This is a genomic window from Endozoicomonas arenosclerae (assembly GCF_001562015.1).
GTDB lineage: Bacteria > Pseudomonadota > Gammaproteobacteria > Pseudomonadales > Endozoicomonadaceae > Endozoicomonas_A > Endozoicomonas_A arenosclerae.
The window spans coordinates 25,531-51,661 of record NZ_LASA01000076.1; the positions used below are offsets into that span (position 1 = coordinate 25,531).

The 26,131-nt window shown below is 47.9% G+C and carries 20 protein-coding genes and 1 other RNA gene; 11 read left to right on the forward strand and 10 right to left on the reverse strand.

Annotated features, from left to right (window positions below; genetic code table 11):
- Positions 1–203: 203 nt before the first annotated feature.
- Positions 204–1,574: a glutamine synthetase family protein gene (locus WG89_RS11445; RefSeq protein WP_062265886.1), complete on the reverse strand. Its 1,371-nt coding sequence runs from the start codon at positions 1,572–1,574 to the stop codon at positions 204–206.
- A 367-nt stretch (positions 1,575–1,941) separates the two neighbouring features.
- On the opposite strand from WG89_RS11445, the gene WG89_RS11450 reads away from it, so the two are divergent.
- The gene (locus WG89_RS11450; RefSeq protein ID WP_153301547.1) at positions 1,942–6,942 is read left to right on the forward strand and encodes a hypothetical protein; all 5,001 of its coding nucleotides are present in this window, start codon (positions 1,942–1,944) and stop codon (positions 6,940–6,942) included.
- 67 nt (positions 6,943–7,009) lie between these two features.
- Here WG89_RS11450 and WG89_RS11455 read toward each other — a convergent pair whose 3' ends face one another.
- From WG89_RS11455 to WG89_RS11475, 5 genes are all read right to left on the reverse strand, one after another.
- A complete protein-coding gene (locus WG89_RS11455) occupies positions 7,010–7,822 on the reverse strand; it encodes a hypothetical protein (RefSeq protein WP_062265893.1) in 813 nt (270 codons plus the stop codon).
- Positions 7,823–8,043: 221 nt separating this feature from the next.
- Positions 8,044–9,141: a histidine-type phosphatase gene (locus WG89_RS11460; RefSeq protein ID WP_062265896.1), complete on the reverse strand. Its 1,098-nt coding sequence runs from the start codon at positions 9,139–9,141 to the stop codon at positions 8,044–8,046.
- A 163-nt stretch (positions 9,142–9,304) separates the two neighbouring features.
- The gene (locus WG89_RS11465; RefSeq protein ID WP_079253799.1) at positions 9,305–10,489 is read right to left on the reverse strand and encodes an FAD-dependent monooxygenase; all 1,185 of its coding nucleotides are present in this window, start codon (positions 10,487–10,489) and stop codon (positions 9,305–9,307) included.
- A 60-nt stretch (positions 10,490–10,549) separates the two neighbouring features.
- Positions 10,550–11,761, reverse strand: a complete 1,212-nt coding sequence (ubiH, locus tag WG89_RS11470; protein ID WP_062265899.1) for a 2-octaprenyl-6-methoxyphenyl hydroxylase — start codon at positions 11,759–11,761, stop codon at positions 10,550–10,552.
- Positions 11,762–11,877: 116 nt separating this feature from the next.
- Entirely contained in the window at positions 11,878–12,456 is a 579-nt protein-coding gene (locus tag WG89_RS11475) for a UPF0149 family protein (protein WP_153301548.1), read from the reverse strand.
- 225 nt (positions 12,457–12,681) lie between these two features.
- On the opposite strand from WG89_RS11475, the gene WG89_RS11480 reads away from it, so the two are divergent.
- From WG89_RS11480 to WG89_RS11495, 4 genes are all read left to right on the forward strand, one after another.
- Positions 12,682–12,891: a TIGR02449 family protein gene (locus tag WG89_RS11480; protein ID WP_062265904.1), complete on the forward strand. Its 210-nt coding sequence runs from the start codon at positions 12,682–12,684 to the stop codon at positions 12,889–12,891.
- Complete coding sequence (locus WG89_RS11485) at positions 12,891–13,193, forward strand: cell division protein ZapA (RefSeq protein ID WP_062265907.1); 303 nt, start codon at positions 12,891–12,893, stop codon at positions 13,191–13,193. The genes WG89_RS11480 and WG89_RS11485 overlap by 1 nt, the downstream gene beginning before the upstream one ends.
- A gap of 205 nt (positions 13,194–13,398) precedes the next feature.
- Positions 13,399–13,577, forward strand: a non-coding RNA gene (gene ssrS / locus WG89_RS11490) — 6S RNA.
- Between the two features lie 408 nt (positions 13,578–13,985).
- Positions 13,986–14,693 (forward strand): hypothetical protein, encoded by a 708-nt coding sequence (locus WG89_RS11495; protein ID WP_062265910.1) that lies wholly within the window; start codon positions 13,986–13,988, stop codon positions 14,691–14,693.
- A gap of 19 nt (positions 14,694–14,712) precedes the next feature.
- Here the strand turns inward: WG89_RS11495 and WG89_RS11500 are convergent, their stop codons facing one another.
- Together WG89_RS11500 and tfpB are read right to left on the reverse strand one after the other, a co-directional pair.
- On the reverse strand, positions 14,713–15,126 hold the full coding sequence (locus WG89_RS11500) for a hypothetical protein (protein ID WP_153301549.1): 414 nt from the start codon (positions 15,124–15,126) through the stop codon (positions 14,713–14,715).
- A 263-nt stretch (positions 15,127–15,389) separates the two neighbouring features.
- Positions 15,390–17,141 (reverse strand): type IV pilus assembly ATPase TfpB, encoded by a 1,752-nt coding sequence (tfpB, locus tag WG89_RS11505; protein WP_062266017.1) that lies wholly within the window; start codon positions 17,139–17,141, stop codon positions 15,390–15,392.
- 236 nt (positions 17,142–17,377) lie between these two features.
- On the opposite strand from tfpB, the gene WG89_RS11510 reads away from it, so the two are divergent.
- Together WG89_RS11510 and WG89_RS11515 are read left to right on the forward strand one after the other, a co-directional pair.
- Positions 17,378–17,635: a hypothetical protein gene (locus WG89_RS11510; RefSeq protein ID WP_062265915.1), complete on the forward strand. Its 258-nt coding sequence runs from the start codon at positions 17,378–17,380 to the stop codon at positions 17,633–17,635.
- Between the two features lie 89 nt (positions 17,636–17,724).
- Positions 17,725–19,041: a GntP family permease gene (locus WG89_RS11515; protein ID WP_172806793.1), complete on the forward strand. Its 1,317-nt coding sequence runs from the start codon at positions 17,725–17,727 to the stop codon at positions 19,039–19,041.
- Between the two features lie 4 nt (positions 19,042–19,045).
- Here the strand turns inward: WG89_RS11515 and WG89_RS11520 are convergent, their stop codons facing one another.
- The gene (locus WG89_RS11520; RefSeq protein WP_062265921.1) at positions 19,046–19,660 is read right to left on the reverse strand and encodes a CYTH domain-containing protein; all 615 of its coding nucleotides are present in this window, start codon (positions 19,658–19,660) and stop codon (positions 19,046–19,048) included.
- A 169-nt stretch (positions 19,661–19,829) separates the two neighbouring features.
- Between WG89_RS11520 and WG89_RS11525 the strand changes: the two genes are divergently transcribed.
- The 4 genes from WG89_RS11525 (at position 19,830) to argA (ending at position 24,592) form a co-directional block, all read left to right on the forward strand.
- A complete protein-coding gene (locus WG89_RS11525; RefSeq protein ID WP_062265924.1) occupies positions 19,830–20,510 on the forward strand; it encodes a TIGR00153 family protein in 681 nt (226 codons plus the stop codon).
- Positions 20,511–20,533: 23 nt separating this feature from the next.
- Positions 20,534–21,805 (forward strand): inorganic phosphate transporter, encoded by a 1,272-nt coding sequence (locus WG89_RS11530; RefSeq protein WP_062265926.1) that lies wholly within the window; start codon positions 20,534–20,536, stop codon positions 21,803–21,805.
- A gap of 216 nt (positions 21,806–22,021) precedes the next feature.
- Complete coding sequence (gene argE, locus WG89_RS11535; RefSeq protein ID WP_062266020.1) at positions 22,022–23,176, forward strand: acetylornithine deacetylase; 1,155 nt, start codon at positions 22,022–22,024, stop codon at positions 23,174–23,176.
- A 75-nt stretch (positions 23,177–23,251) separates the two neighbouring features.
- Positions 23,252–24,592, forward strand: a complete 1,341-nt coding sequence (gene argA / locus WG89_RS11540; RefSeq protein ID WP_245662908.1) for an amino-acid N-acetyltransferase — start codon at positions 23,252–23,254, stop codon at positions 24,590–24,592.
- Between the two features lie 33 nt (positions 24,593–24,625).
- Here argA and WG89_RS11545 read toward each other — a convergent pair whose 3' ends face one another.
- Complete coding sequence (locus WG89_RS11545) at positions 24,626–26,038, reverse strand: hypothetical protein (RefSeq protein ID WP_062265929.1); 1,413 nt, start codon at positions 26,036–26,038, stop codon at positions 24,626–24,628.
- Positions 26,039–26,131: the final 93 nt, after the last annotated feature.

Sequence of the window (26,131 nt, forward strand, 5' to 3'; positions counted from 1 at the left end):
TTGAATCATCAGCCCGCTATCCACCTCTTCCTGCTGAGCCAGCAACCTACAGAGTAGTCTTTGGAAAGCTCCGCATGCTCCTAGGCAGTCAGAAACTATTGGCCATGACTTCCGCTTGATCTGGTGACTAAAACAGATGACCAGCAGCTTTTTGTCAGCTTTTGATAACCTCTGAACCCGACCAGATTCAATCATCGTGAAGACTAAATAATCTCGAAGTATCGTGCCAGCTCCCAATCTGTCACATGTTTTCTAAATTCCATTTCTTCCCACTCCCGGGTAGCCGAGTAATGCTCAACAAACGTATCACCAAAATACGTTTTTGCCGCTTCTGACACCTTCAGTGCCTGAGCTGCTTCATAGAGAGATCGCGGCAAAGCCAACTCTTCAGAAGACTCCTGAGCATATGCATTACCTGTAACGGGCGTTGTTGGCTCCAGCTTATGCTCAATACCATAAAGACCAGAAGCCAGCACCGCAGCCAGAGCCAGATAGGGACAGGCGTCGGCAGCCCCTAACCGGTATTCAACTCGTTGAGATTTTTCATTACCCGGAATCAACCTCAGGGCACAGGTTCTGTTCTCAACCCCCCAGGTAGCATGGGTAGGTGCCCAATAACCCGGTAAAAGACGACGGTAACTGTTGATAGTTGGCGCCAGTAAAGCCAGAAATTCAGGCATCAATCGCTGCTGACCCGCTATAAAATGTCTTTGTGCCGCACTCATCCCATTCGGCTGTGAGGCATCATAAAAAACCGATTGCCCTTCCTCATCCACCAGAGACATATGAATATGGCCACTTTGTCCAGCCTGCTCTGAAGACCAGCGAGCCATAAAGGTTGCCATCAAGCCATTTCGTTCAGCCAGCACTTTCATAAAGGTTTTAAAAAGGGCCGCCTTGTCCGCCGCTTGAAGAATGTCATCAACGACCAACGCGGCTTCAATCACTCCCGGGCCTGTTTCAGGATGAATGGACTCAATAGGAAAGTTCATGGACTGGGCCATACTGAGAATCTGGTGATACAGCTCTGCGTGCACAGAGTTGCGAATCACAGAATAACCAAAGGCATCGGGGGTAAAAGGTTTCAGATTCCTATAACCTTTTTCGCGAATGGAATCCGGTGTTTCCTGGAACAGAAAAAATTCATACTCACAGGCAGCTCTGGCCCAAAAGCCCATACTGGCTGCTTTTTCAATCACCCTGCGCAAAAGCCCTCTGGGACAAACCTGCTCGGCCTCACCAGAGAACTCAGCGAGAAACAGTAATTTATTATCTTCATAGGGCAACCTGCGTACGGTTTCCGGCAGAATACGTACCTGCTTATCCGGGAAGCCGGTATGCCATCCTGTAAAAGTAGTATTGTCGTATATTTGATCCTGACAGTCCCAGCCCAGCACCACATCACAAAATGAGAAGCCTGAATCCAGAGCAGAAAAAAATTTGTCCCTGCTCATGTATTTGCCCAACAAGACACCATCATTATCAAACAAACCCACTTTGACATGATTCAGCTTGCGTTGATTGACCAATTGCTTGGCTTCTTCAACTGTTTTTATTTTCTCAAGCTCAGACATAGTCTTCTCCAGCAGGAAACTTGGTGCCAGAGAACTATAGACAACCCTAAATAGCCTGCCATTTTTGAACACAACTTCATTAAAAAAAGTTCGACTACACTTTACAGCCTAAATCAGGCTGTAAGTTAAATGACGTATGAAGAACGGATCGGGCCAGAGTTGCTTTCTACCTATTATTCTTTACCCCACACTAATACTCAGCACTTTCACCCCCTCTTTAATGGCCTTTGATGAAAGTTTAATGGGAAAAGCCTGTCTTTCCTCAACTGAATCAGCCCCACTGTATTTCAAAAAAAATGAAAGAAAGAGAAACGTATGGGAGCAACAAAAATCATTTGGACAGGTCTTCAATGAATGGGCACTTTTAATGCCTGATGGTATGGGTCAACTTCTTGAGCAGATGCTTCCTGAGCTGGGAGGCTACCCTCTATACTGGCTTTATAAATATTTAAGCCATCCACATTCAGACTTCAGCGCCCCAGACCCCTTTTCGCCTCCTCCCGATGGAACCACTCCAGCCATCGAAACTAACCCACCAAGCCAATCTGTCATGATGCCCAAGTGTGTCTTGTTAATTAAGCCAGGACATACATTGAACAAATTGATGCAAATGGAAGAAGAACCCTGTGAGTATCGCCTGCTTCCGGGGGTGCATTGGGTTTATAAAACATTACCTTTCCAGGAAGGGGACGTCCTCACATCGGCTTCCGCTCCCTCTGCCACCATCACCGGTAGCAATCAAAACCCTGATGAAGAAAAGCCTGATGCCGAGCCTGACCCGGAAGACGGCAACTCTGATACCTCAATATTCCATGCAACGCCTGTGCTCAGGCTTGATCTCAGAAACAGGCGAACAGGGGAATACTACCGGCTAAGGAATATTCAATCCAACGAAACGCTGTCTACTGACCCCCAATGGCAATCTGTTGCAGTTCCGGAGGATTCAACACCTGCACGACAGCCGGCATCTTTCAGGATTACACCGGTTTTAAGATTAAACCTGAACAGTCAGAGCTCTTTCTCCTATTATCGACTCAGAGTGCAGGATTGGCGATCGATTATCCCTCCTGAAGAACTGGATAAAGTGCCCGTTTTAAAAGCAGCGGAATCTTTTCAAGGTGATGTTCTGATCGATTTTGCCAATTACTCGGAGTTACACAATCTCTTAATTGATCTGGAATTGATGCCCCTATCAGATGATTATCCACTTTGTCAGCGTTTATTCCGTAGTCAGGGTTTAACCATCCGCTTACAGAAACTGCTTTTCAGGGGAGACCATATCTGTGATCAGCCCTTCCCGGATGAAGACCCTTTTCAGGATTTTCTGGCCTTCAACCTAACCGGTAATATCCGCAAAGTTCCTGAAAGCAAGGATGAAAACTCAGGGAAACCTCCAGAAGAACAGCCAGTCGAATCGAGAGATGACCAAGAGCGCTCCCCTAACCCTCCACCACCTCCCGGAGATAATGCCCCTGATAAAAAACACTCAGATGACCCAACACCTCCAGACGATCCACCCCAGATCGAACCTTCTATAGAGACAGCTCTGACCGATATTGAAGTTGACCTTGCTGGCAGCCTTTTTAGCTTTTTGCTCAGCAGCAGCTCTATACACCAACATTTGCAGATCATTCTGAACTGGCTTGATCACCACCATCTGGGAAACCACAGTACTTTCGCCAGTCGATTAAAATCGTTGATTAACAGCAGATCACAGAAATTCCCGACTCAAGGAAGGCTTTCTGCAATAGAAGCTTTTGCGTTCAAGAAAAAAGAAAAGGAGTACAAAAGAAGAATGCAGTCGGGTTCTGCTTTGAGGAACTTGCTGGAAGCTGCGATAGAAGGCATAAATCATGAGCAAACACTCGAGCTCATGGCCTATCTGAATCATGACTTACCTGGTATCACGTGGTTAATGGATAATGGTCTGGCTCTTGAAGAGAGTCATTTGGCTCGACTACCTGCTTACAAACCTCTTCCTCTGCCAAAAGCTGCATCCGCGGATACACATAGACGGAGACTTTCATTCAGGCCCGCCAGTTGGGCAAGGCTCTCCAGCAAGCGCAGGTCGCGTCACCCCCCTCATCCTGGAGTGGTCGGCCAATCACAAGTTCAGTTATCTTCTGAAGCCAATGCACTGGTGGACCACCTGCTAAGTTGGGTTCACAGCATGGACGACTATGAGATGGTATTAAGCTGGCTGGATGAGAATCTTCCAGCCACAGCCCTGCAATGTTTACAGCAGTTACAGACGCTCATGAACCTGAAGGCCAGCTCAGCCAACTCCCTGACCGGGTTTTGGACCAATGCACCCACTGGCTCCAAAGCCTCCTTCTATGCCAGCAAAAGCCGTACTCAGTCTCTGGAAGTTTTTGTCAGCCTGCTGACAACGGAAGAAGTAGGATCAATGCTGACCTTTTCTCAACATAAACACGATGAGAAGAAAGAGGATGTGGTCAAAGAAAAACCCAGCCCCAAGCCAGTCCAAACAACAGAAGAAGATCCTGACACAAGCACAGCCCCATCAACAACTGGGGCGGCAGTCAATGCCTTTGCTGCATTTTATGCCTCATCAATACCGAGTGACAAAGCGGCTAAAAAGCCAGCGACTGAAAAAGATAAGCAGAAGCATGAAGACAAAGATAAGAAACCGGCGCCGTATGTTAATTTAACAATTCTTACGCCTGAGCCCACCGTGCCTGCATTGACCGATACTCAAAAATCCCAGCTGTTGAGGCTGATGCGGGTTATCAAAAATTTTCCTAGTTACAAGCTCTCCTTGATTTATCCTGTTGCATCCAGATGGTCAAGGAATATTGCACAAAAGAATTCAGGGGGTGATGACGCTGTTAAAAAAGCAGATAAAAAGACGGAAAAGCTGCTTGTAACTGCTTTCCAGCTCTATCCACCGTTTAAGAACCTCCCAGATACGCCTACCTATAATGAGCTCAATATCGTGTTTGGCACAATCAGACCCACAGATATTGAGATTAGCCTGACAGATCCTCTGGCCCTAGCCCTTGCGCATTTCATCAGTCATGAAAATCCTGAAGTTGTTGATGGGATGATGAGTGAAGTAGCTCCTGAGCCAAAACTGCCAGAAACTTCTGATACACCGCCCGTAGAAACAACCGATAAAGAGGAAGAGCCAGAAACCGAGACTCATGCTGAAGTACCCGTTCTTGAAAGTACACCAAGACTTCTTACTGTAGACGACCCTCCGCCAATGCCTGAGAGTCAGACAACACCTCCATTGCTGGCAGAGCCTTCTCAGACTAATCCTCTCAGAGAAAGACTCAGAAGAATGACTTGGGACATCAGTCACCTGCAGAGAGTTCTCAGGCACCTGAAGTCTGAAACAGCAAAGCAGGTCATTCTCGACTATCTGAAACAACTGGTTTCTGGCTCAACATTACTCGGTATAAGGATTATTCATGGTCACGTACTGGTTTGTGATAATTCACGGCAGCAGGGAGAACTCACCAGAGCTCTGCAAGAAACCGAACACCAGGAGCACATAATCCAGCTGATACTGGAAAACACTGATACCGATGTTCAAAGAAACCTCTACGCCAGACTAATGCCAAAACCTCCCAAGTCAATGACAGCCTCCCAAACTTTTTCTCCATCACAAGAAGGTTTTGGTGAGGACTTAAGCGGGTACGAGAGCCAGGTATCCATGTTTAGCCAGTCTTCAATGAGCATAGTCTCTGCGTCTTATCAACACGGTCAGATGGTGCAGGCCACCCTTCGCAGAATATTACAAAGACTGGCCTCTCAATCGAGCTCGCCTCAGTTCATGGCTCAACAACTGACCAATCTGATCCAGACTTTAGTGGACCTCGGGCAATACGACGCTGGAGAGATATTGATCACACATTTGCAACACGAACTGCAAATGCCAACATTAACTTTGGCTAACTATAAGCTATTGCTGGATCAGAGCCAGCTGTCTCAGCAGCAACTCTCAACTTTGCAAAGAATGAGGGGACTGCAGCCGATGGCCACTGCCAGGGGCAACGAGTATCAAGGTTCAATTTCTAATTCTCCCATTCAGCAGCATTTACAGGCTGTACTGAGTAGCATTCAGACACAAAATCTGAATAGCTTTGAGCAATACTTCCTCAGGCTTTACGGACAAAGTTGGAACACTCGAGGCGCTTCATTACCACCTCAGCCATCGCATAGCCTTGAGAGAGGAAGAATGCCTGATTTCAGCGGCTATACCGATGATGATGAGCCCCTCCCGGAACGAACCATGACACTGCGAAGAGATCATCGAATCAGGAGAGACGTCAATACGCTACCTGATCACCACCAATCCATGATGGGTATTCATCAACCACCTTCACGCCGTAACTACCGACATAGAACCCCAAACCCCCGGGATTTTCAGAGCAGTCACCAGAGCCTAACTCAGCCAGCAAGCACTCCAGCTGCCCGGCCTGTTTCCAGAGCGGCTGTTATGAAAAAGTTGCAGCCGGGTAAACAGCTGACCCTAAAGTTAGAACAGTTTGACCAGCGTCAATCTGCAGCCAATCGAGGCATGATCAGGATTACAGCGGTCGATTTTCAGACTCGACTGAATAATATGCTCTGGATTCAGCATGAAGCCGCAAAAGATAAAGCATCACAAACGAGGGCCCAAGTAGGAAAAGCACTTTCATGGTTTAAAAACCACAATATAAAAGAGCATAGAGAGCGACTTGCGCGCGTATTAAGACAATTTTTTACCACCATTGAGAGCGTGGAAGAATTTATCTATCAGCTACGTCAGGCTCAGCATCAAAGCTTTAGAAGCCAGACACAAGCCCATGACTTCATCGAATTCCGATACATCCCCAGTCAACCAGTCAGTACCGAGGCATTACTTAACTGGGTACTGGAGCAGTACTTTACACCGGTGCTGGCGACATCTGCCGGAGGCGTCAGTGCCGCTATGGCTCTTACCATTGAAGTGATGCTGTCCCCAGAACAACTTTCAGACTTGGCTCAACAACTGGAGCGATTAGTCAGAACCTCTCGATCTGTTTTTTCTCCGGATATGACTTCCCCCTCTTCATCCGAACTCGCAACAAATGCACCTGAGCCTCGTATTCAGAGCCTGGCTCAGGCAGTCAGCTCAAGAATTCATGACAGAAGAAGCACACAAAAGCTGTTGGATCAGCACCTGCAACCTTTTATTAGTGAACTGGAGTTGCGATTAACACTCTTTTCCCGAAGTCTGATACCCCACATCTACATCCAAAGTGCAATGTCTGCAAATATGCTGATTCAACTGCTACGGGAGCTCAAGTCTCTAATGTCGTCTGAGCAATGGCAGGAGTTTGAGAGAGCCATTAGAATCCATTCATCCAGCATGGTTTAACTTCAGCAAAAAAAAAGCCCGGTCATTCTTAACAGCCGGGCTCTTTTCGTATTATGTCAGTTAAAACTTACTGACCAGGCTGAGGAGGCATGAGACCCTCAGGCATCTGCATGTTGTTTGGTACCTGCATCTGTTGCATCACCTGGTTGATAGACTCTCTGATACTGGCGATCATAGCCTTGTAACCTTCATCAAAACCACGGTAGAAAGCCTGCTCAGTAGGCTTAACATCATCACCTTCCCGCTTGTAGATCGCAGGCTGCTTGCCTTCTGGGTTTTCACCGCTGAAGAAAGCTTCCATTGAAGTTGGAACGGTCAGAGCTACACGGCCACCGGCCATATAACCATCAATAAAACGACCTCTGATGAATGGATTATCACTGCTGCCCACACCGGCAATGCGATAAGCGTCATCCGCTTCACACCAGCGATCTTTGTATTCACTGGCCTTTTCACTGTCGCTGCAGTTGTATTCCAGAATACCCAGTTCTTCTACCACTCGCTGGTAACCAGCACGATAACCTGCTTCGTCAGGTTTTTCCGTTTGTCCTTCAAGGACTTCACGGGATACCTGGCTGGTTTCTGCACGGCGAGCATCATTAATACCCTGACGGTAACCTTTCAGGTAAGTATCAAAATTGGCAACATCGTCAGCCACAGAGCTCTGATCAAAAGCACCACGAGCCTCGCACCAAACCTGTTTCATTGCATCTGAGGAATCCACAGACGTGCAGTCATAACTTTCTGCTTCAGCAACCGGGCTGACAGATTCTGTCGCCGAAGGGGCTACTTTTGGACAATCCTGAGGCTTGCTACAACCCTGCAACATTGCCAGTACTACAACAACAGGTACGGCACCTGCGAGCAAAGACCTACGCATTCAACTCTCCTTCCCGAGGGATACTACTTTCATTGTTACCTTGAACATCTTTCAGCCCCTGGAGAAGAAGATGTTTCTGTCTCGCATGGCTGCTTCTGGAACATGGCCAGAAGTCTGATACTTTCAATGGCTGAACAACCCGCCATGACACTGGACACAGCGAATTTCTGCGTTAATACAGTCATTGGACGGAGCTGAATAAATATAGTTCAGAAAAACGCTTATTTTTCTTTTTTACTCCCTGACGGCATATCAGGCGTTTTGATAGAAGCTTCCAGTTCTTGAGGCCAGCATAGGTCCGGCCAGTTATCGACCTGAGAGGCCGCTACCAACTGGTTCCATTGTTCCAAATTGCACGATTCACCACAGGGCAGCTTCTGAAGCTGGTCATTGAACGTGACGGAAAGACCGGATTTTTGATTGAATCGAAGGGTCAGCATCCCTGCATAGGGCACATTTTTGTTTTGAGGCAGACCCAGGACACTGAACATCGCCAGTACATTGATGTCACTGACCGACATCAAATAAAAGTACTGACACTGTGATCGACCTTCTCTGAGACATTCACGGTGCTGTTTATAGTGGTTCTGTATCGTTTCCAGAAGATGGTATGAAGCCAATTCGATCACTGTCTTGTCGTGGCTCACCTGCTCAAAATACCAGTCCATGACCTCAAGAAGCTTGTTCTCATCTTGCGCAGAGAGAAACTCGGGGCGAGGCACTCCATGAATTTTTCGGGCATTCAGCGTATCTGCAAAGCGAACCATGCCGTGAAGAGTGGCGGGCTGACCTGAATACCTGGACCATAGGGCCATTTTTTCAGCTCCCAGAGCCTCCTTTTGCTTTTGCCATGATGATGTTTTCTCAAGCTGTTTGATTCTGTAGTGGTAGCCAGGACAGGCATTGGGTGAGCCCAGAACAAAATCCTCATTCATGGGTACCGCATAAACCGGAGGAACCGCAGCAAATGCCGAACCATTGGCCCTATTGCCAGGGTATATGGCCTGCAGCATGGTATTGGCACACTGTATGGTTCTATCCAAACCACGGGAGCGGTGGACACTCAACTCTGGAGTCCACAGTTCAGGAAAGCCAGCGGGCAACTGGGCAGCTCGAAACTTCTTGCCTGCCTCAAAACATTGCTGAAAGCCTTGCCCAGTCAACTCACCTGCCCCCATTGGCCACAGTTTGGTCTCCATCGGGTAACGAGGACTTCGGTCACCATGCCGAACCAGTGTGACCACATAATCGTCTTTATCAGGCATAGCCTGCGCCATTGCAGGCAGTAGAACACACCAAACCAGCAGCCAATTTCTCATGCAATGTTCCAAAACTGATTGAACAGAATCTTTTCTTCACCCTCCAGGCAGGAAGCACTGAAGTGTCTTTAATGAAGAAGCGAAGAACAAAGCATAGGAAAAGAAAGCGACCTTCACTAAGAAATGAGCCGCTATCTATATTAGGAGGAACAATTCAGGAGCCTTACATCCCCATGGCGTGTTTGATCAACACATCCTTTGCCAGAGGTAAGCTGTTGGTCACTTTCAGACCCGTATTTCTCAACCAGCGAATACCAATATCATCGGCGGCAAAGAGGTTTTGCAGGCCTTCCATGGATTTCATCATCAGCAGATTGCTGCCCATTCTTCTGCGCTCATACCGATTCAGGATATGGCTGCCAGAGAAATCATCACCCCGCTCTACGGCTCGGGTAATCTCTTCAGAAAGGACTTCTACATCCTGCAGCCCGAGGTTAACGCCCTGCCCGGCGAGAGGATGGATCGTATGGGCCGCGTCGCCAGCCAGTACAACTTTATTACGATGGTACTGACGAGCATGACGCTGTTTGAGTGGAAAACGAAAGCGGGGGTCAGCAGAAATAACAGATCCCAGTCTGGATTCAAATGCTCTCTCAATTGCCTGGCAGAAAGCCTCGTCATCCAGCGCCAATATCTCATCAGCACGATCCGGAATCAGAGACCAGACAATAGAACAGTAGTGTTTACCGTCCCGACTGGGCATAGGCAGAAAAGCCAATGGCCCTGTATCCAGAAAGACCTGCCAGGCGGTATCCTGATGGTATTGCTCTGTTTCTACGGTAGTAACTACAGCATGGTGGAGATAATCTTTCTGGCTGGATGGAATTGAGGACAGTTTCCTTAAACGGGATTCAGCCCCATCTGTAGCCACCAGCAAGCGTGCTTCTATCTTCTCATCATCTAGCTGAACCTGATGTGGCTCGCCGAGCTGATAGTCAATGGTTGACTGGCCCGGGTAACAATCAATGTCTGTTTTAGCCAGCTTTTGCAGCAGGGCATTGCGAATGACATTATTTTCAACAATGTGCCCAAGGGTTTTGAAGCCAGCAGACTTGGCATCAAACTCTATATCCCCTGTTCCTTCGCTGTCCCAGACATACATATGTTGATAAGGCATGGTGCGCTGGGCTGTCATAAGCTCCCAGGCTCCCAGTTTTTGAAACAATCTGGACGAAGCTTCCGTGAGGGCACTGACCCGGGGAGCATAGCCACTGTCAGGAGAAAAGGCTGGAGCCGTGAGTGACTGTTGATCAATCACCGCAATTTTCAGATCCGTTTCCGACAGGGATAAGGCCAGAGAAGCACCTACCATGCCTCCACCAGCAATCACCAGATCATATGATTTCACCCGAAATCTCCTAAATAAATATTCGCGCTCACTGCTTTAGTTCAAGACGGAAAACCAATATCAAAGACCCATAGCCTTGCGGGCAAGACGCCCTTTCAAGCTACGATTCAGATCCAGACAGGTCAGTCCAAGATTCCTGGCCAGAATCACAGGCAACTCCTGTCGGGAAAACAGTTTCACCAGACCGTCGCAAAAGTCCAGAGTCATTTTCTGATCGGATTTCTGCTCTTCGACATATTGCAGCAAACGAGTCAGGCTACCCGGGGCATCACCCAGCCTGAGCGATTCAATAATATTCTCCGCCAGAGCCATTGTATCCCTGATTGCCAGGTTATAACCCTGACCTGCGACAGGATGCATGGCATGCGCGGCATTACCCAATACAACCAACCCCGGTCGGACCTGCTCGCGAGCTACATTGAGCGATAGCGGATAAGTCTCACGCTTACCTACTTTGGCAAATGCCCCTGCCCGATAACCAAACTTTTCCTGCAAGGTTTCCAAAAAGGCATCATCATCCAATGCCATTTTGTCGTCTATTTCATCGGAGGGAACCGTCCAGACCAGCGCTGACCGGTCATCAGAAAGAGGCAATAACGCCATTGGACCTCTTCCCGCAAAGCGCTCATAAGCGACACCGTCATGAGGTCTGTCCAGGGAAACATTGGCAATCAAGGCATGCTGTTCGTAGTCGTAGTGCTTTCTGGAAATACAGAGTTTTTCCATCAGACTGGAGCGACCGCCGTCAGCCAGCACCACCAGGGAAGCCACTTTCTCTACAGACTGTCCAGACTCTTCGATGACCACTTTCATTTCTGAACCAGGCATTGGTTGCAAGGATTGAACCTGAGCCGGACTGAGTACTTCAACCAATCCCTGATCACGATAATCCTTCAACCTTTTAAGCAGTACCTCACCCAGTCGGAAGTTCTCTACCACATATCCCAATGCCGGTACGCCTTCTTCCTGATGATTAAGCTGAGTATTACCAAAATGACCACGATCAGACACCTGAATGTCCAGAATAGGCGTGGCAAAAGGATCAAGCCCTGACCAAAGACCCAACTCTTCATAGATCAGCCTGGTTCCGTAGGAGAGTGCCGATGCTCTGGCGTCATAACTGGGCGGTGCATCCCTGACTTCGTCAATGGAGTGCGTTTCAACCAGAGCCACTTTCAGCTTCTGCTCGCTGATCGTTTTTTCCAGAGCACACAGTAAACTGGCACCCACCAGTCCACCACCAATGATCAGGATATCGTACTTCCCGGTCATCCCTCTCTCCTTACTAACGTGTAAAACCGTTTAACACCGAAGGGAACAAAACAGCCTTGAGTCTAAAGACAGCCATGAGCCAAAAATGCCTTCAACTCTAACTGGCAGAGCCATCCTTAATGGATGGTTTTTTTCTCACTGCCTTTTTTCTTTTCCTGAGAAGTCACCTCAGAGAAAACCGTGATCAGTGCCATTCGCACAAACTCACTGACTTCCATAAAGAAGCGCTCGGATTCATCACTGTCATCCGGTTCTGGCTGAATCTGGGCAATTTCAGAGAAGTCGCTCAATACGCCTTCCACTGCTTCACTCAATGACTTATTGCCAATGACTTCACCAAAGCCGGACAGGAATCCCTGACACCAGTAACCCAGTGCTTCTGTTCTCTGTTCAAGGGCTTCTTCGTCATCAGGCAGCAACAAAGCAATGGAGAAATCGGATTGATCAAGCTGCTGAAGAGTGCCCTGATACATATTCGACAACACGTCCTGAAAGCGGCTGTCCAGCTCCTGGTCATCCAACAAACCCGCTACCTGTCTGAACCAGGTTTCAACACCTGGCTGACTGCCCGCAGCAAACGTACCACAAAGAATGCCATGCAGTTCGGAGGGGTGACTACCACCGCCCATTTCTACCAGTCGATCCGCCAGCTCATCAAAGGCTACCGCCTCAATAGCTGCATCATTATTTGTCATTGCAATTACCTTGAAAGCCAGTTCGGAGAGGCTCCGTTGAAGACTGAACAACCGACCTTTTTTCAGGAAAGATTGGAAATTCGACAGGAACCCAGTACCCGAGGCTCTATGAATACTCGATAGTGGCTGGAGTGTACCAGATTTATCGAGTGGGCAAATCGCAAAGGCATTGTTCTGTATACCTACAGCCGCTATAGTAGATCCAATAACACGGTCCCGGAACCTATGAACGACCACGAACTCGCAGCTCTGAACCAGAAAATTGATTACCTGGTAGCCATCAGCCTGAAACTGAAAGAAGAAAACCGGTTACTGCGTGCCAAGGAGCAATCCTGGCTGGCCGAACGCGCTCAACTTATGGAAAAGAACGATGTCGCACGCGGCAAGGTCGAGGCCATGATCAACCGCCTGCGTACTCTGGAGCATGAATCCTAATGGACAGTCCATCCACAACTACCGTCAGTATTCTGGACAAGGAATACCGGATCAGCTGCCCCAAAGAAGAAGAAGAAAATCTTCATCAGGCAGCTCAGTACCTGAACGAACAAATGAAACAGATCAGAGCCGGTGGCAAAGTAATAGGTGCCGAGCGCATTGCTGTCATGGCAGCCCTGAACATCAGTTATGAACTGTTGCAAAGCAAACATCAGAGCCTGACTGACAATTCTGATGCCCAGGAACAGATTAAACAGATGCTGGGTAAACTGGACCAGGCGCTTATGTCAATTGAAAGCTAAGTCCATCGTCCCTTATACATTCTCAATCTGAAAACCGTCCACAACCCAGCCTGGACGGTTTCTGCCTTTTTAGCCTTCTGCAGCCGCTGCCCCCCAATGGCTACCTGCCCATCACTGTAAAAAACCATTTGAGCTATCAGCAAAAAGATCAATAGCAAAAAAAACCTACAGACTTGTACGGCAGAACCGATATAATCCCGGTCAAGTCTCCCTGGCCTGTTTGCCAGTCATTAAAGACCCGGGCTGATAATACCAAACCAGGAAGTTCCTCGTTGATGCTGGAGCGCATGTCCACCTTGTAGTGGAAAGCCCGATTCATCACAGTAACCTCCACCGTTGCTTAACAGCAACGGGCTTACGTGACAGCGGCAGTTTGGGGAGACTTACCTTTACAGGCTTACCCTTCTTAAAAACACCAGCATGTGTATAACAGCAACGTCCTCCTGTATGCGTGACAGCGGCAGCTTGGGGATACATGCTATGTTTGACTTGCAGGTCTTGTCAGACCTTTACTCCTGAACAAAAGCAGTAACTTCAATCTAATTCGCGACCAGGATAGATCGTAGAGACTTAAAACCATATAACTTTTCGGAAGCTCTTCCCCTACTTTTTCTAAATCTTTTTGGACCTACTCTTAAAAAACAATCTTTTCTTGAAAAATTTAATATTGCTGCTTTATTTAACAGGGTTGTTTCGATACAGCTATAGGAGAAGTAGCTTTTGAAGCTAAGAAAAAAACAATTATCAAATTCCTGTACTACAAAACTGATACACGGGATTTTATTCTTATGCTTGCTTCTGACCCCTATTCTTAGCATTAGCCATGATTTTACAAAAGAAGACTTCCATACAGACTATTTAGAGCCCACAACAGACTTTTCGGACTTATCTGAGACTGAAGAATCTGATGATCTGGAGTGGAATTTACATGAACAACTTCAGATCTCTCACACCAGATCCGTTTGTATCGGTAAGTTTCTCACCTTATCCGAATCCAGCACGGTGATTGAAAACAGGCAGTTTAATATTCTCTGTCAATCTATTCGAAAGTACGCCAATAACTTTGTAACAGGCTTTAAACAATCAACTCATCAATGCGAACCCACAGAGGATACTCTCTATATCATCAGTCAGCAGATGAATGGTTTGACCGAAATTGTCATTTTTTTTCAAGAGCATTTGGCGGAGCTGAATATTCCAGCATTGCTCAATCTAACCTCTCATCCTATTGATAGATCCATGACCTCAGACTTTCTTCATGCTGTGACATCGTTTGTGGCTAAAAGAGGATCTGTGGGCGATAAAAAGCTTGGCAACCTTTTTTTGGAGCATTATGAGAAAACGGATGCTCGGCTTGATGGGGATGAAGTGATTATTCCGGATGACGAATTTATCTCCCCTGTGGACGCCAGAGTCATCAAGGTTTGTACAGATAATATTAAAACCAAACGACTCGAGGCGGCACTGCAAGCCACCTATCAGTATTTGGAGTCCATCTAAATCAAAAAGAGTTGCTTGCTTACCGCTGCAACTCTTTAATCAGAAGCCCCATTCCCTTAGCCAGTTCTTTCACGGCTTTTGGTGAATAGTCGATTTCTAACCAACGCTCATCCCTGTCTGGATAAAAAACCCAACAACGCTGTTCCATTCTGGAACATTCCGATTCCAGAACATGTCCAACGCCGTATACCGTCAAGGTATTATTATTTCTTACCAGCTTTTTATCCTGCTGCTGATGTCGTGTTACCACCAACTCGCCTTCACGGTTAGCCTTGACGGTATATTCAATGGATGATTGCTGATTCTTGATCGCATTAGCCTTCAGCAAACTGTTGAGGTATGACTCCAGCACCAGATCAGCCATGGCTGGATCGTAACTTTGCTTCATCTGCTCAACAAAGCTTTGGGGCTGCTCAGTAGGTTTCAGTTCCATTACTTTCTGCGCCTGAGCAGCAAAAGGTAATAGAAGCAGACATGTGAGGGTAATTGTTTTCATTGTTATCCGACTGTTCCTAGTCACTTCAGATATTAATATCGAACAGTCGGTGGGAGACTTCAATGATTTCTTTTATAAGCTGAGAGCTAGCCCGGAAATTTCATAAAGTGTCGATTTCAGTAAGTATCAAAAAAAAACTACTTCAGAAATTTAATAGCCCTCAGTTCAGCACAAGCAGCTTTATGAATTTTCCGGGCTCCTTAATGCTGTTGATCCGGCGTCACCCTCATTACTTCTTCAATGGTTGTTAAACCTGCTGCGACTTTTTGAGCGCCTGAGAGTCGCAAGCTGTACATCCCTTCCTTGATAGACTGACGACGAAGGGTTTCTATATCCGTATTCTCTTCCAACATACCTTTCAGAGGCTGTGACATAGGCATGAGCTCATAGACACCGGCTCTCCCTCTATAACCTGTATCACGACACTCAAGGCAGCCTACGGGCTGGAAGATCTGGGCAGGAGCAGGAGCCGACCAGGGTCGTGTCAGAGATTTCCAACCCGACTTATCCAGCTTGACGGGCTGCTTGCAGGATGGACATAAAGTTCTGACCAGTCGCTGAGCCATAACTCCCAGAACCGTTGCCTTAATCAGATAATGAGGAACTCCAAGTTCCAGCAGACGGGTAATGGCAGAAGGTGCGTCATTGGTGTGCAGGGTGGATAACACGAGGTGTCCTGTCAGTGCCGCCTGAATAGCCATTTCTGCCGTTTCCAGATCCCGAATTTCACCGACCATAATGATGTCTGGATCCTGACGCAGCAGTGCCCTCAGACCACTGGCAAATGTCAGATCAATGTTATGCTGCACTTGCATCTGGTTAAAGCTGGACTCCACCATCTCAATGGGATCTTCGATCGTACAAACATTTACTTGATCGGTCGCCAGACTCTTCAGTGTTGAATAGAGCGTCGTGGTTTTACCTGAACCGGTAGGACCGGTCACCAGCACAATGCCATTGGGCTGACCGGTCATATGAGCCCAGCGTCTTTCATCTTCTCTGGAGAATCCTAATTCCCCAAAACCTTTGACCAATACATCCGGATCAAATATCCGCATGACCAGCTTCTCACCAAAAGCCGTAGGTAACGTTGATAGACGCAGCTCAACTTCATTGCCATCGGGATTACGAGTTTTCAGACGTCCATCCTGAGGCTTTCTCTTTTCAGCTACATTCATACGCCCCAGAATTTTCAGACGGCTTGTAACTGCTGCAGCTACCTTGGCAGGCATCTGATAGATCAGATGAAGCACCCCATCAATTCGAAAGCGCAGATGGGTTTGCTCTCGTCTGGGTTCTACATGAATGTCACTGGCGCGCTGCTCAAAAGCATATTGCAACAACCAGTCCACAATATTAACGATGTGCTGGTCATTGGCATCAGGGGCTTTCATATTACCCAGCTCAAGCATCTGCTCAAAGCCGTTCAGCTGGGTGGATTGCACGCCATTATGCTCGGTAGCTCCCAAAACGGATTGGGCTAACCGGTAGAATTCTGAGGTATAGCGTCGAATATCCGCCGGGTTGGCAACAACCCGTTTGATTTCCTTTCGATTGATATGCCGGAGGTTATCTTCCCAGCCACTGTGCCAGGGCTGTGCCGAGGCTATAACCATTTCGTCGGCACTCACCTCTACCGCCAATATCTGATGACGAATGGCATAAGCGTGAGACATTAACGGAGTAATGGCCGCAGCATCTATTTTCAGTGGGTCAATATGAAAGTATGGCTGTCCTGACAGATCAGCCAGCCAGTTCATCAAAGTATCCAGATCCAGAGATTGTCCGTTACGGGCATCTTTCAGATCCTGTGAGGCAATATATTCCAGTGGATGGAGCTTGAGCTGATCGGCATTACGGTGACGAGCCAGTATTTCATCCGCTTCAGGCTGCTTCATCATTCCGGTCTGAACCAGATCAGACACTGCCGTCTGTAGATCCAGAAGAAGCACCCTGTTCTTGAGTGAGGCCTTGAATTGTTTAGCGTTTGACTTCGGCTCTCGGACACTGGTCACGATCGATTCCTTTTTCTGCCTTCAACCTACCTTTATCGGCAGGCTCATGGCGATTAACTGCTTATTCTAATTCTCGCTATTCTCCCCTAAACCATCAGCTTATGCCTATAAGAAAATGCAGGCTTTCAGCTATAGTTCAATTAAGTATATCGCCAGTAAGGCAAGGAGGCCTTATGTCTACCACTCCGATACCTCCGGGTTCAGGTACCCAGCCAGCTATTCCTGTGGACGATACCGAAGAAAAATCTCAGGAAAGCCTCAATAAACCTGAATATACAAAACAGACCACTGGTGGCCCTTCTGCTGGGAAGATGTCCATAAAAGAGAGGATGGCCCAGAATAAGATTCGGTCAGTGACTCCCCAGAACAATGTCACGCCTCAAACAGGTAACTCTTCCGACGAGCCTCGCTCAACTCGAGACAGTGAATAGATCTTAATGGACAGCCACCTCTGCTACGGGGTGGTCATTCCCCCTCTATACTCCCTTCTTTAATAAATAGTCCGTCAAAATACTCTGCTGTGGATCATCCAATACTTCAAAGCTCATTGATTATTCTTTCCCTGATAGCAGCCATTCTGGTGTTGATTGGTCGCTTCAAGTGGCCACCGTTTGCGGTTTTACTGCTGTGTGCCTATGCCATAGGTCTCATCTCAGGCTTGCCAGCCACTGAAATCACACCCCGAATATCCCAGGACATGGGGTCAGTATTCGGTGAAGTCGCCTTATTGATTCTTTTCGGCGTTCTGCTGGGACATATTCTGGAAAAGTCAGGAGGCGCCGTACTGCTGGCAGAAAAGCTGACACTCACGATTGGAGAAAGATATCCCGCGCTGGCCATGGGAATGGCAGGTTATATCATTTCTATCCCGGTGTACTGCGACTCCGGCTTTATTCTTCTGAACAGCATCAGACAATCCATTGCCCAAAGAGTCTCATGCAGTCCGATCTCTTTGAGTGTTGCTCTGGGTGGCGGCTTATTTGCTACTCATGCCCTGGTCCCCCCTACTCCTGGTCCCGCGGCGGCGGCCCTGATCCTGGGCATTTCTCCCAGCCTTATTATCCCGTGGGCCATGGTAATAGCTCTGCTGTCGACTCTCGCAGCCATTGTTTGGGGCAAGTGGGTCACCCGATGGCTGGATGAACAAGCTATCCCCGTTAAGAATCAATCGACAGTACCTTCAGCCAATCAGACGAATGTCTGGTACTCCATTATCCCGATTCTTTTACCATTGATACTGATGTCCACCGCTAACTTTCAAACAGCTGGAGAGCAACCCGCCTGGGCTCTGTTTCTTTCACAACCTGCCAATGCACTTTTTCTTGGCTTGCTGGCCAGTTTGCCATTAATCATGAAGTGCGAAAACGGGCTCGCCCAAATGCTGTCTGAAAGCATACGCTCTTGCGCCATGATCATTTTGATTATCACAGCCGGGGGTGCTCTTGCTGGCATGCTTGCCCAAACCGGCCATATAGCAAAGATTGCGGAAAGCCTGCCTGGCAGCCTCGGGCTGCTGCTTCCCTTTATGATTGCCGCAACGTTTAAAGTTGCTCAAGGCTCTACCACTGTGGCGCTGATCAGTGCCGCCTCCATGATAGAACCTCTGCTGCCTGGTCTGGGTCTCGACTCCCAGAATGGACGCCTACTGGCAATACTGTCTGCAGGCACCGGCTCAATGATGGTCACTCATGCCAATGACAGCTATTTCTGGGTCGTTACTCAGTTCTCAGGAATCAGTCCAGCGGCCGGCTTTAAATCGTTTACCATAGCCACCCTGATTCAGGCTCTGACAGGTCTGGGAGCCGTCCTTTTGCTCGCCAGACTTTTAGTTATTTAACAGATCAGGCTTTCTGAAGCAGCTCAAAGCCTCTTTCAGCCTTGCTCTTGTCCGCAGGCTGTAAATCAATATCCACAGATAAGTGATCAGCAATACTCTGGAGAGCTTTTTCATCACCCTCCACCAGCTCCAGCTCCAGCTCACAAATAATCGAACTGGCCTCTCCTGAGCGAACATGACCGTAATCCAGGGCTACTTCTACTTTGGCCGAGGGTTCATCCCATTCAACTAACCAGCACGTGCGATCAAAGTCTGTAGAAAACAGTGGCACCAGTTCTTCTGATGGGAGGGGGCCCAGTGACTCTGGCCAGACCTTTTGCAAACCTTCTACATCCAACTCTGCACGCTTGATTTCCCACTCCCATTCACCACGGCGAGTTAAACCATTAATACTCTCCCCCTTGGTTTTCAGGGTCTGGTAATACTGACCATTTTTCTCCCTGATTCTCAGCGCTACTCTGGCCTGATTCAGCTTCCGCGAAGCGGTATCAAAATAAGTATTTCCCAAATGAAAGGTTTCTGGTGACGAATTGGCGAACTTTTTCCAGAAAGAGAGGGTCTTAAGGGCTTGTATCTGCTTTTGTGGCAGAGACAACTTTAACTCTGTTTCAGTACTCATGGGGTAGCTGACCGACGGTTAAAAGCGCCATTTTACCTTTAACTCTGGTGCTTTGTTATGGCCAATGCAGCCCTGAAATTCTCTGTCATTATTGAAGTAAGTGGAATTTCAGTGCACAAATTTCAGTCAGCTCCTATAATTTTTCGTTCAACCCGACAGGTCTGCGACTATGCCAACCAGCAACCTATTATCGAGTGTATTTGGCCGCTCTCCAATCGGCCCGATACAGAAACACATAGCTAAGGCTCACGAATGCGCCATACAGCTGGAGCCTTTCTTCAAGGCTGCCTTTGATGGGGACTGGCAGGAAGTTGAAAACATCCAGCAAACCATTGTTGAGCTTGAGCACGAAGCCGATGTCATCAAAAAGAATGTTCGGCTCTCCCTGCCCAAAAGTCTGTTCCTGCCTGTCCCCAGAAATGATCTACTGGAGATCGTTACGGTTCAAGACAAGGTAGCCAACCGTGCCAAGGATATCGCAGGTATTGTGCTAGGCCGGCAAATGATGATTCCCCGGGAGATGAGAGAAGCCTTTCTGGATTACCTGAGACGTTCTATTGCTACCTCCGCTCAGGCGGTCAGAGCCATGGACGAACTGGATGAGCTGGTTGAAACAGGCTTCAGAGGCAGGGAAGTGGATCTGGTCGAAGAACTGATAGAAGAACTTGATCAAATTGAAAGTGACACAGACAAACACCAGATTGAAGTCAGAAAAATTCTATTCAAACTAGAAAAAGACCTTCCTCCGGTGGACGTCATGTTCCTCTATAAAATTATTGATTGGGTCGGTGATCTGGCTGATCGCGCTTCAAGAGTTGGCAGCTACCTTCAGTTGCTGCTTGCCCGTTAACTCTATTATCTGGAATAACATCCATGAGCATTATCGCTGAGTATGGAACGATACTGCTGATTCTGGCCTGTCTCTTCGGCTTTTTTATGGCCTGGGGCGTGGGAGCCAATGACGTAGCCAATGCAATGGGGACTTCCGTTGGCTCAAAAGCTCTGACGATCAAGCAAGCCATTATCATCGCTGTATGTCTGGAGTTTCTGGGAGCTTACCTGGCCGGTGGATCAGTAACTGACACGATACGAAAAGGCATTATTGATCCCAATATGCCTGAATTGCTGGAAAACCCTCAATTGCTGGTTTACGGCATGATGGCAGCCCTTCTGGCCGCAGGCACCTGGTTATTAGTGGCTACACATTATGGCTGGCCAGTTTCCACCACTCATTCCATTGTTGGCGCTATCGTCGGATTTGCCGCTGTCAGCATTTCGGTAGATGCTGTTAATTGGGGCAAAGTCAGCTCAATAGTGGCCAGCTGGGTCATTTCGCCCATCATGTCCGGCTGCATTGCTTTCATGATTTTCATGAGTGTTCAGAAACTGATTCTGGATACTGACAACCCTTTTAGAAATGCCAAGCGCTACGTCCCTGTCTATATGTTTCTGGTAGGGTTCATGATGGCCATGGTGACCCTGATTAAAGGACTCAAGCATATAGGTATGCCTCTGGACTTCAGAGACAGTATTCTGCTTTCTCTTTTGATTGGTTTGCTGGTTATGATGGCTGGCAAAATAGCGCTTTCCAAAATAAAGGAAGATGCCCAGGCCGATAAAGCTTTTCACTTCTCCAGTGTTGAGAAAGTGTTTGGTGTGATGATGATTTTCACTGCCTGCTCCATGGCATTTGCTCATGGTTCCAACGATGTTGCCAACGCAGTAGGCCCACTGGCTGCGGTCGCCAGTATTGTTGCCAGCGGTGGTGAAATAGCGGGTAAGGCCTCCATGCCAAGCTGGGTTCTTTTGCTGGGCGCTGCAGGTATCGTTGTTGGCTTGGCAACTTATGGCTACCGGGTCATGGCCACCATAGGCACACATATTACTGAGCTGACCCCCAGCAGAGGCTTTGCAGCAGAGCTGGCGGCAGCAACAACCGTGGTTCTGGCATCAGGAACAGGGTTACCCATCTCCACTACTCACACTCTGGTAGGGGCTGTATTGGGCGTTGGGCTTGCCCGTGGTATTGGAGCCCTTAACCTTAGAGTCATCGGCACCATCTTCATGTCCTGGTTGATCACCCTCCCTGCGGGTGCATTTCTGGCTATCGTTTTCTTCCATATCCTGAAGCTTATTTTCGGATAATGAGAGGCCCTTCTCAGGGCCCTTCCCTTCTGACAATTACTTCCCACCTGAAGCTCCTGACGTACCTATCCCGGAGAAGGGCTGTTATGATGCAGAAAAGGCTGAATATTTCAGTTGCCATTACCTGATGGTCAGACTGCCATCAACGATAAAAAGTCTGGCACTTTTGTTTATTATTTCTGTCCAAATGAAACGATTAGAACCAAGGACCTGATAATGTCTGGAATCCAGCAACCTGATCTGAAAGCAGTCCTGTCCCGGTTGATAGAGATTCCCTCTGTCAGTTCCACCCAGCCCAAGCTGGATATGGGTAACATGCCCGTCATTCATGAGCTGGCAGGATGGCTGGAAACTATGGGCTTTTGCTGCGAGATCATGCCCATTCCTGAAGAGCCTCTGAAAGCAAACCTGATCGCTACTCTGGGTTCAGGCCCCGGTGGGCTGGTGCTGGCAGGTCATACAGATACTGTGCCGTTCAATGAAAGCCTCTGGCAATTCGACCCTTTCAAACTGAGTGAGTCGGATGGCCGCTTTTACGGTCTCGGTATATGCGATATGAAAGGTTTTTTTGGCCTGGTTATGGAAGCCGTCAAAGACTATCTGAAAGCGCCTTTAAAAGCGCCCATTATCATCCTTGCCACTGCGGATGAAGAATCCTCCATGAATGGTGCACGGGCTCTGGCTGCTGCTGGCAAGCCCAAAGGCCGCTATGCCGTTGTTGGAGAACCCACAGGCATGCAGCCCGTTTATATGCACAAAGGCATCATGATGGAGCGTATCAGGATTTTGGGGCAGTCTGGCCATTCCAGTAATCCTGCATTGGGCAAAAATGCCATGGAGACAGCTCACAAAGTCATTACAGAAATTATGACTTTCCGGGAAGAACTGGCCCAACAATATAACAACCCTGGATTTGCAGTGCCCACTCCAACCATTAACCTGGGCTGTATCCACGGTGGCGACAATCCCAATAGAATCTGTGGCCACTGTGACCTCGATTTTGACGTACGGCTGCTTCCCGGCATGGACAGTCTGGAGCTCAGAGAAAACCTGAGAAACCGTCTGATACCGATTGCCAGGGCAGATAATGTCCATCTGTCACTGGAGGCCATAAACGACAGCATTGACCCTTTCGACGGCTCAGCTGACTCTCCTCTGGTCAAAACCTGTGAAGAATTAACCGGCTATTCTGCGAAGTCGGTAGCCTTTACCACTGAAGCCCCTTTCTTTAGCCGAATGGGCATGGATACTGTTGTTCTTGGACCTGGCGATATTGATCAGGCCCACCAACCCGATGAGTACCTCTCTATGGATAGAATGAACCCAACCATTGATCTGTTGAAGTCTCTGATTCGACGATTCTGCCTGTAGACCATCCCTGAAAAAGTTGAACGCTGTAAACCGGCGTTCTCACAACAGCAGAATGAACGAGACACATCAGCAGCCATGAGCTCAAATAAAGACAGTCATGAACCTAAAACAGTCATGAACTTAAATAAGTACGTAAAGTTTTTCAGGCAGAGTTCCCCTTACATCCATGCCCACCATGGGAAAACGTTTGTCATTACACTGGGTGGTGAAGCTCTGGCGAGCGAAAACCTGAATAACATCATTAATGACGTTGCCCTGTTAAGCAGTCTTGGAGTCAGGCTGGTTCTGGTGCATGGCGCTCGCCCACAGATTGAAGAACGACTGAAAGCCCGGGGCCTGAAATCTCACTTCCATCATGAGAAAAGAGTCACTGATCGTCAGTGTCTGGAATCTGTGATGGATGCAGTGGGTAACCTTCGTGCTCGCATTGAGTCGAAATTATCACTGGGTCTGGTCAACTCCCCTATGCACGGTGCCAGCATCAGGGTGATCAGTGGTAATTTTGTGACAGCCAAGCCACTTGGAGTCATTGACGGTCAGGATTTTCTCCATACCGGAGCCATCCGCAGAATTGACAAGGAAGCGATTCAACAGCTGCTCGATAGCGGGTATATAGTTCTCCTGTCGTGTCTAGGCCACTCTCCTACCGGAGAGTTGTTCAACATGGAAGTTGAGGAAGTGGCTACTCACACGGCCATCTGTCTTGAAGCTGAAAAGCTGATTCTGTATTCAAAGCAGCAGGGCATTCAAGATCAGCAGGGACATCCAATTAACCGCCTGTCTCCCCAGGAAGCCGGTAAAGTCATTAACAGCCTGCAGGGTGAAAGTAAAAGACTGCTGTCATCTGCTATTGCGGCCTGCAATGGCGGAGTCGATCGAGCTCAGCTCATCAGCTACGAACAAGATGGCTCATTACTGCTGGAACTGTTTACCCGGGACGGCTCAGGTACACTCATTTCTCGAGATCGATACGAAGAAATTCGAGCTGCCAGCATAGAAGATGTTGGAGGTATCCTGGAACTGATCAGGCCCCTTGAGCAAGAAGGCATTCTCAGAAGACGTTCAAGAAAAGAACTTGAACGTGAAATCCGCTTGTTCCGTGTTATCTCCCTGGACGGAATGATTATCGGTTGTGCAGCTATTCACCTGTTTGCCGGTGAAAAAACCGCTGAACTGGCCTGCCTGGTTGTGCACCCGGATTATCGGGAGAAGAATCGGGGGGACCTGCTTCTCAGCGCCATAGAAGAGCAAGCTGCCCAGCAAGGTATGGATACTCTTTTCGTTTTGACAACACAAACCAGTCATTGGTTTGTAGAGCGTGGCTTTTCTGAGTCAACGCAAAAGTCTCTGCCACAGGAAAAACGCAGCCACTATAACTCAGAAAGACAGTCAAAGGTTTTGGTCAAGCAACTATAAGAGTCTTGTTCAGCCCCGAGTAACCGGGGCTGATTACTCTTTTTGACTTAACCACTCATTTGCCCAGGCAATGCTATAACCAAGGGGCCAGCTCAAGCCAAAGTCCTGCCCCTTGTACTTCACTGACTTACTCACCAATAGTCGTGTATCCAGAGCTAGTCCAAGGCGGTTAAGCAACTCTGACATATAAATCAGCTCAGCACACAACCTTTCAGCATGAACCTTTCTTGGCTCACCACTACTGGCAAAGTCTTCAGTTACAGGCGCTAATAAATTATGGGACAACATGAACTGAGTAAAAAAGTCGACACCACTTTGATAGTGCTGACGAAGCTTTGTCGATAACTGTCCAGGAGAAAGATCACAAACATGCCGAGCCGCCGCCTTAATCATTTTTGGCGTCTGCATATTCGGTAAGCCCAGGGCAACGGTACGATCGTAGAAATAGCCATTCAAATAAAAGGTCTTTGGCATATAGCCATGATAGCTCTGCCGGTTTCGATATTTCCGAAGTGCTCCTGGCCGCTCAAACAGCTTATCGACTACTTTCTTGCACTTCTCGTAGTTCTCACAAATCGTTGAGAGTGATTGCCCTTCCAGCCTGATCATAGAGTCATAGGCCTGATTTAAACCAAACCCCAAGTGAGATTCACCATAAACTTCTATGCCAGGTTGAGGATACCGCCAGAAGCTTTTGATGTTCACCGCAGACTTTGGGGTAGCTTTCCCCTCCCTGACAAACAGGGCTGCATCGGCCCCTTTACGCACCTTGAAAGCCATTTGTACCGAGCCACCACCCAGCTCGATAATGCCATACTGTGGGGACTCGGAATCCAGTAGTCCTTTCAGTGCATTGACCCCCAGCCAGGTAAAAGCAGCTTCTTCCAACCCTGTCAGTAAACGGATATTCTCCGGATAGTTACCATTGAGACCATGGTTATACAATTCAATCGCCAGCTTCATCAGAATCAGATCAGCTGTAAGAGTCGGACGTCCACTGATATCTATAATATCTGCCTGAGCTCTGAGGCCCGCTGTCCCGCCTACAAAGACCTCTGTACTGGCAAAATTACCGTCCACTGTTAGATTGTACAAACGCTTCATTTCTTCCAGCAATGCCCTTGGAAATAATTTTTTAAGGGCCAGAGGTGTCTGACTTTCTACAAGCGGGGTTTGTCTTAACAACTCATACTGGTTTAAACCATCCATGCGCCTGAATTGATAAGACATAACCCTGCTACCAGAGCTCCCGGCATCCATAAGTACAAGATTTTTATAGTCCGGCTTATAGAGCTGTACCTCTTCCCCTGGTCCAGCAGAAGAGACCTGTGTCAAAAAACAGCTTAAAAAAAGGATCAGCCCACGATTTAGAATCTGACGATTAAGCCGGACAAAGAGAATTATTATTTGCATTCTGTTAAAAAGGTTTTCAATGGCAAACTGCATCACCCAATGCAAATGAGTGATTCGAAAAAAGAAGCATAGACCAATAGAGAAAAACTGATAGAAAAGGCTTTCAAGATGAACTTACATTTATTT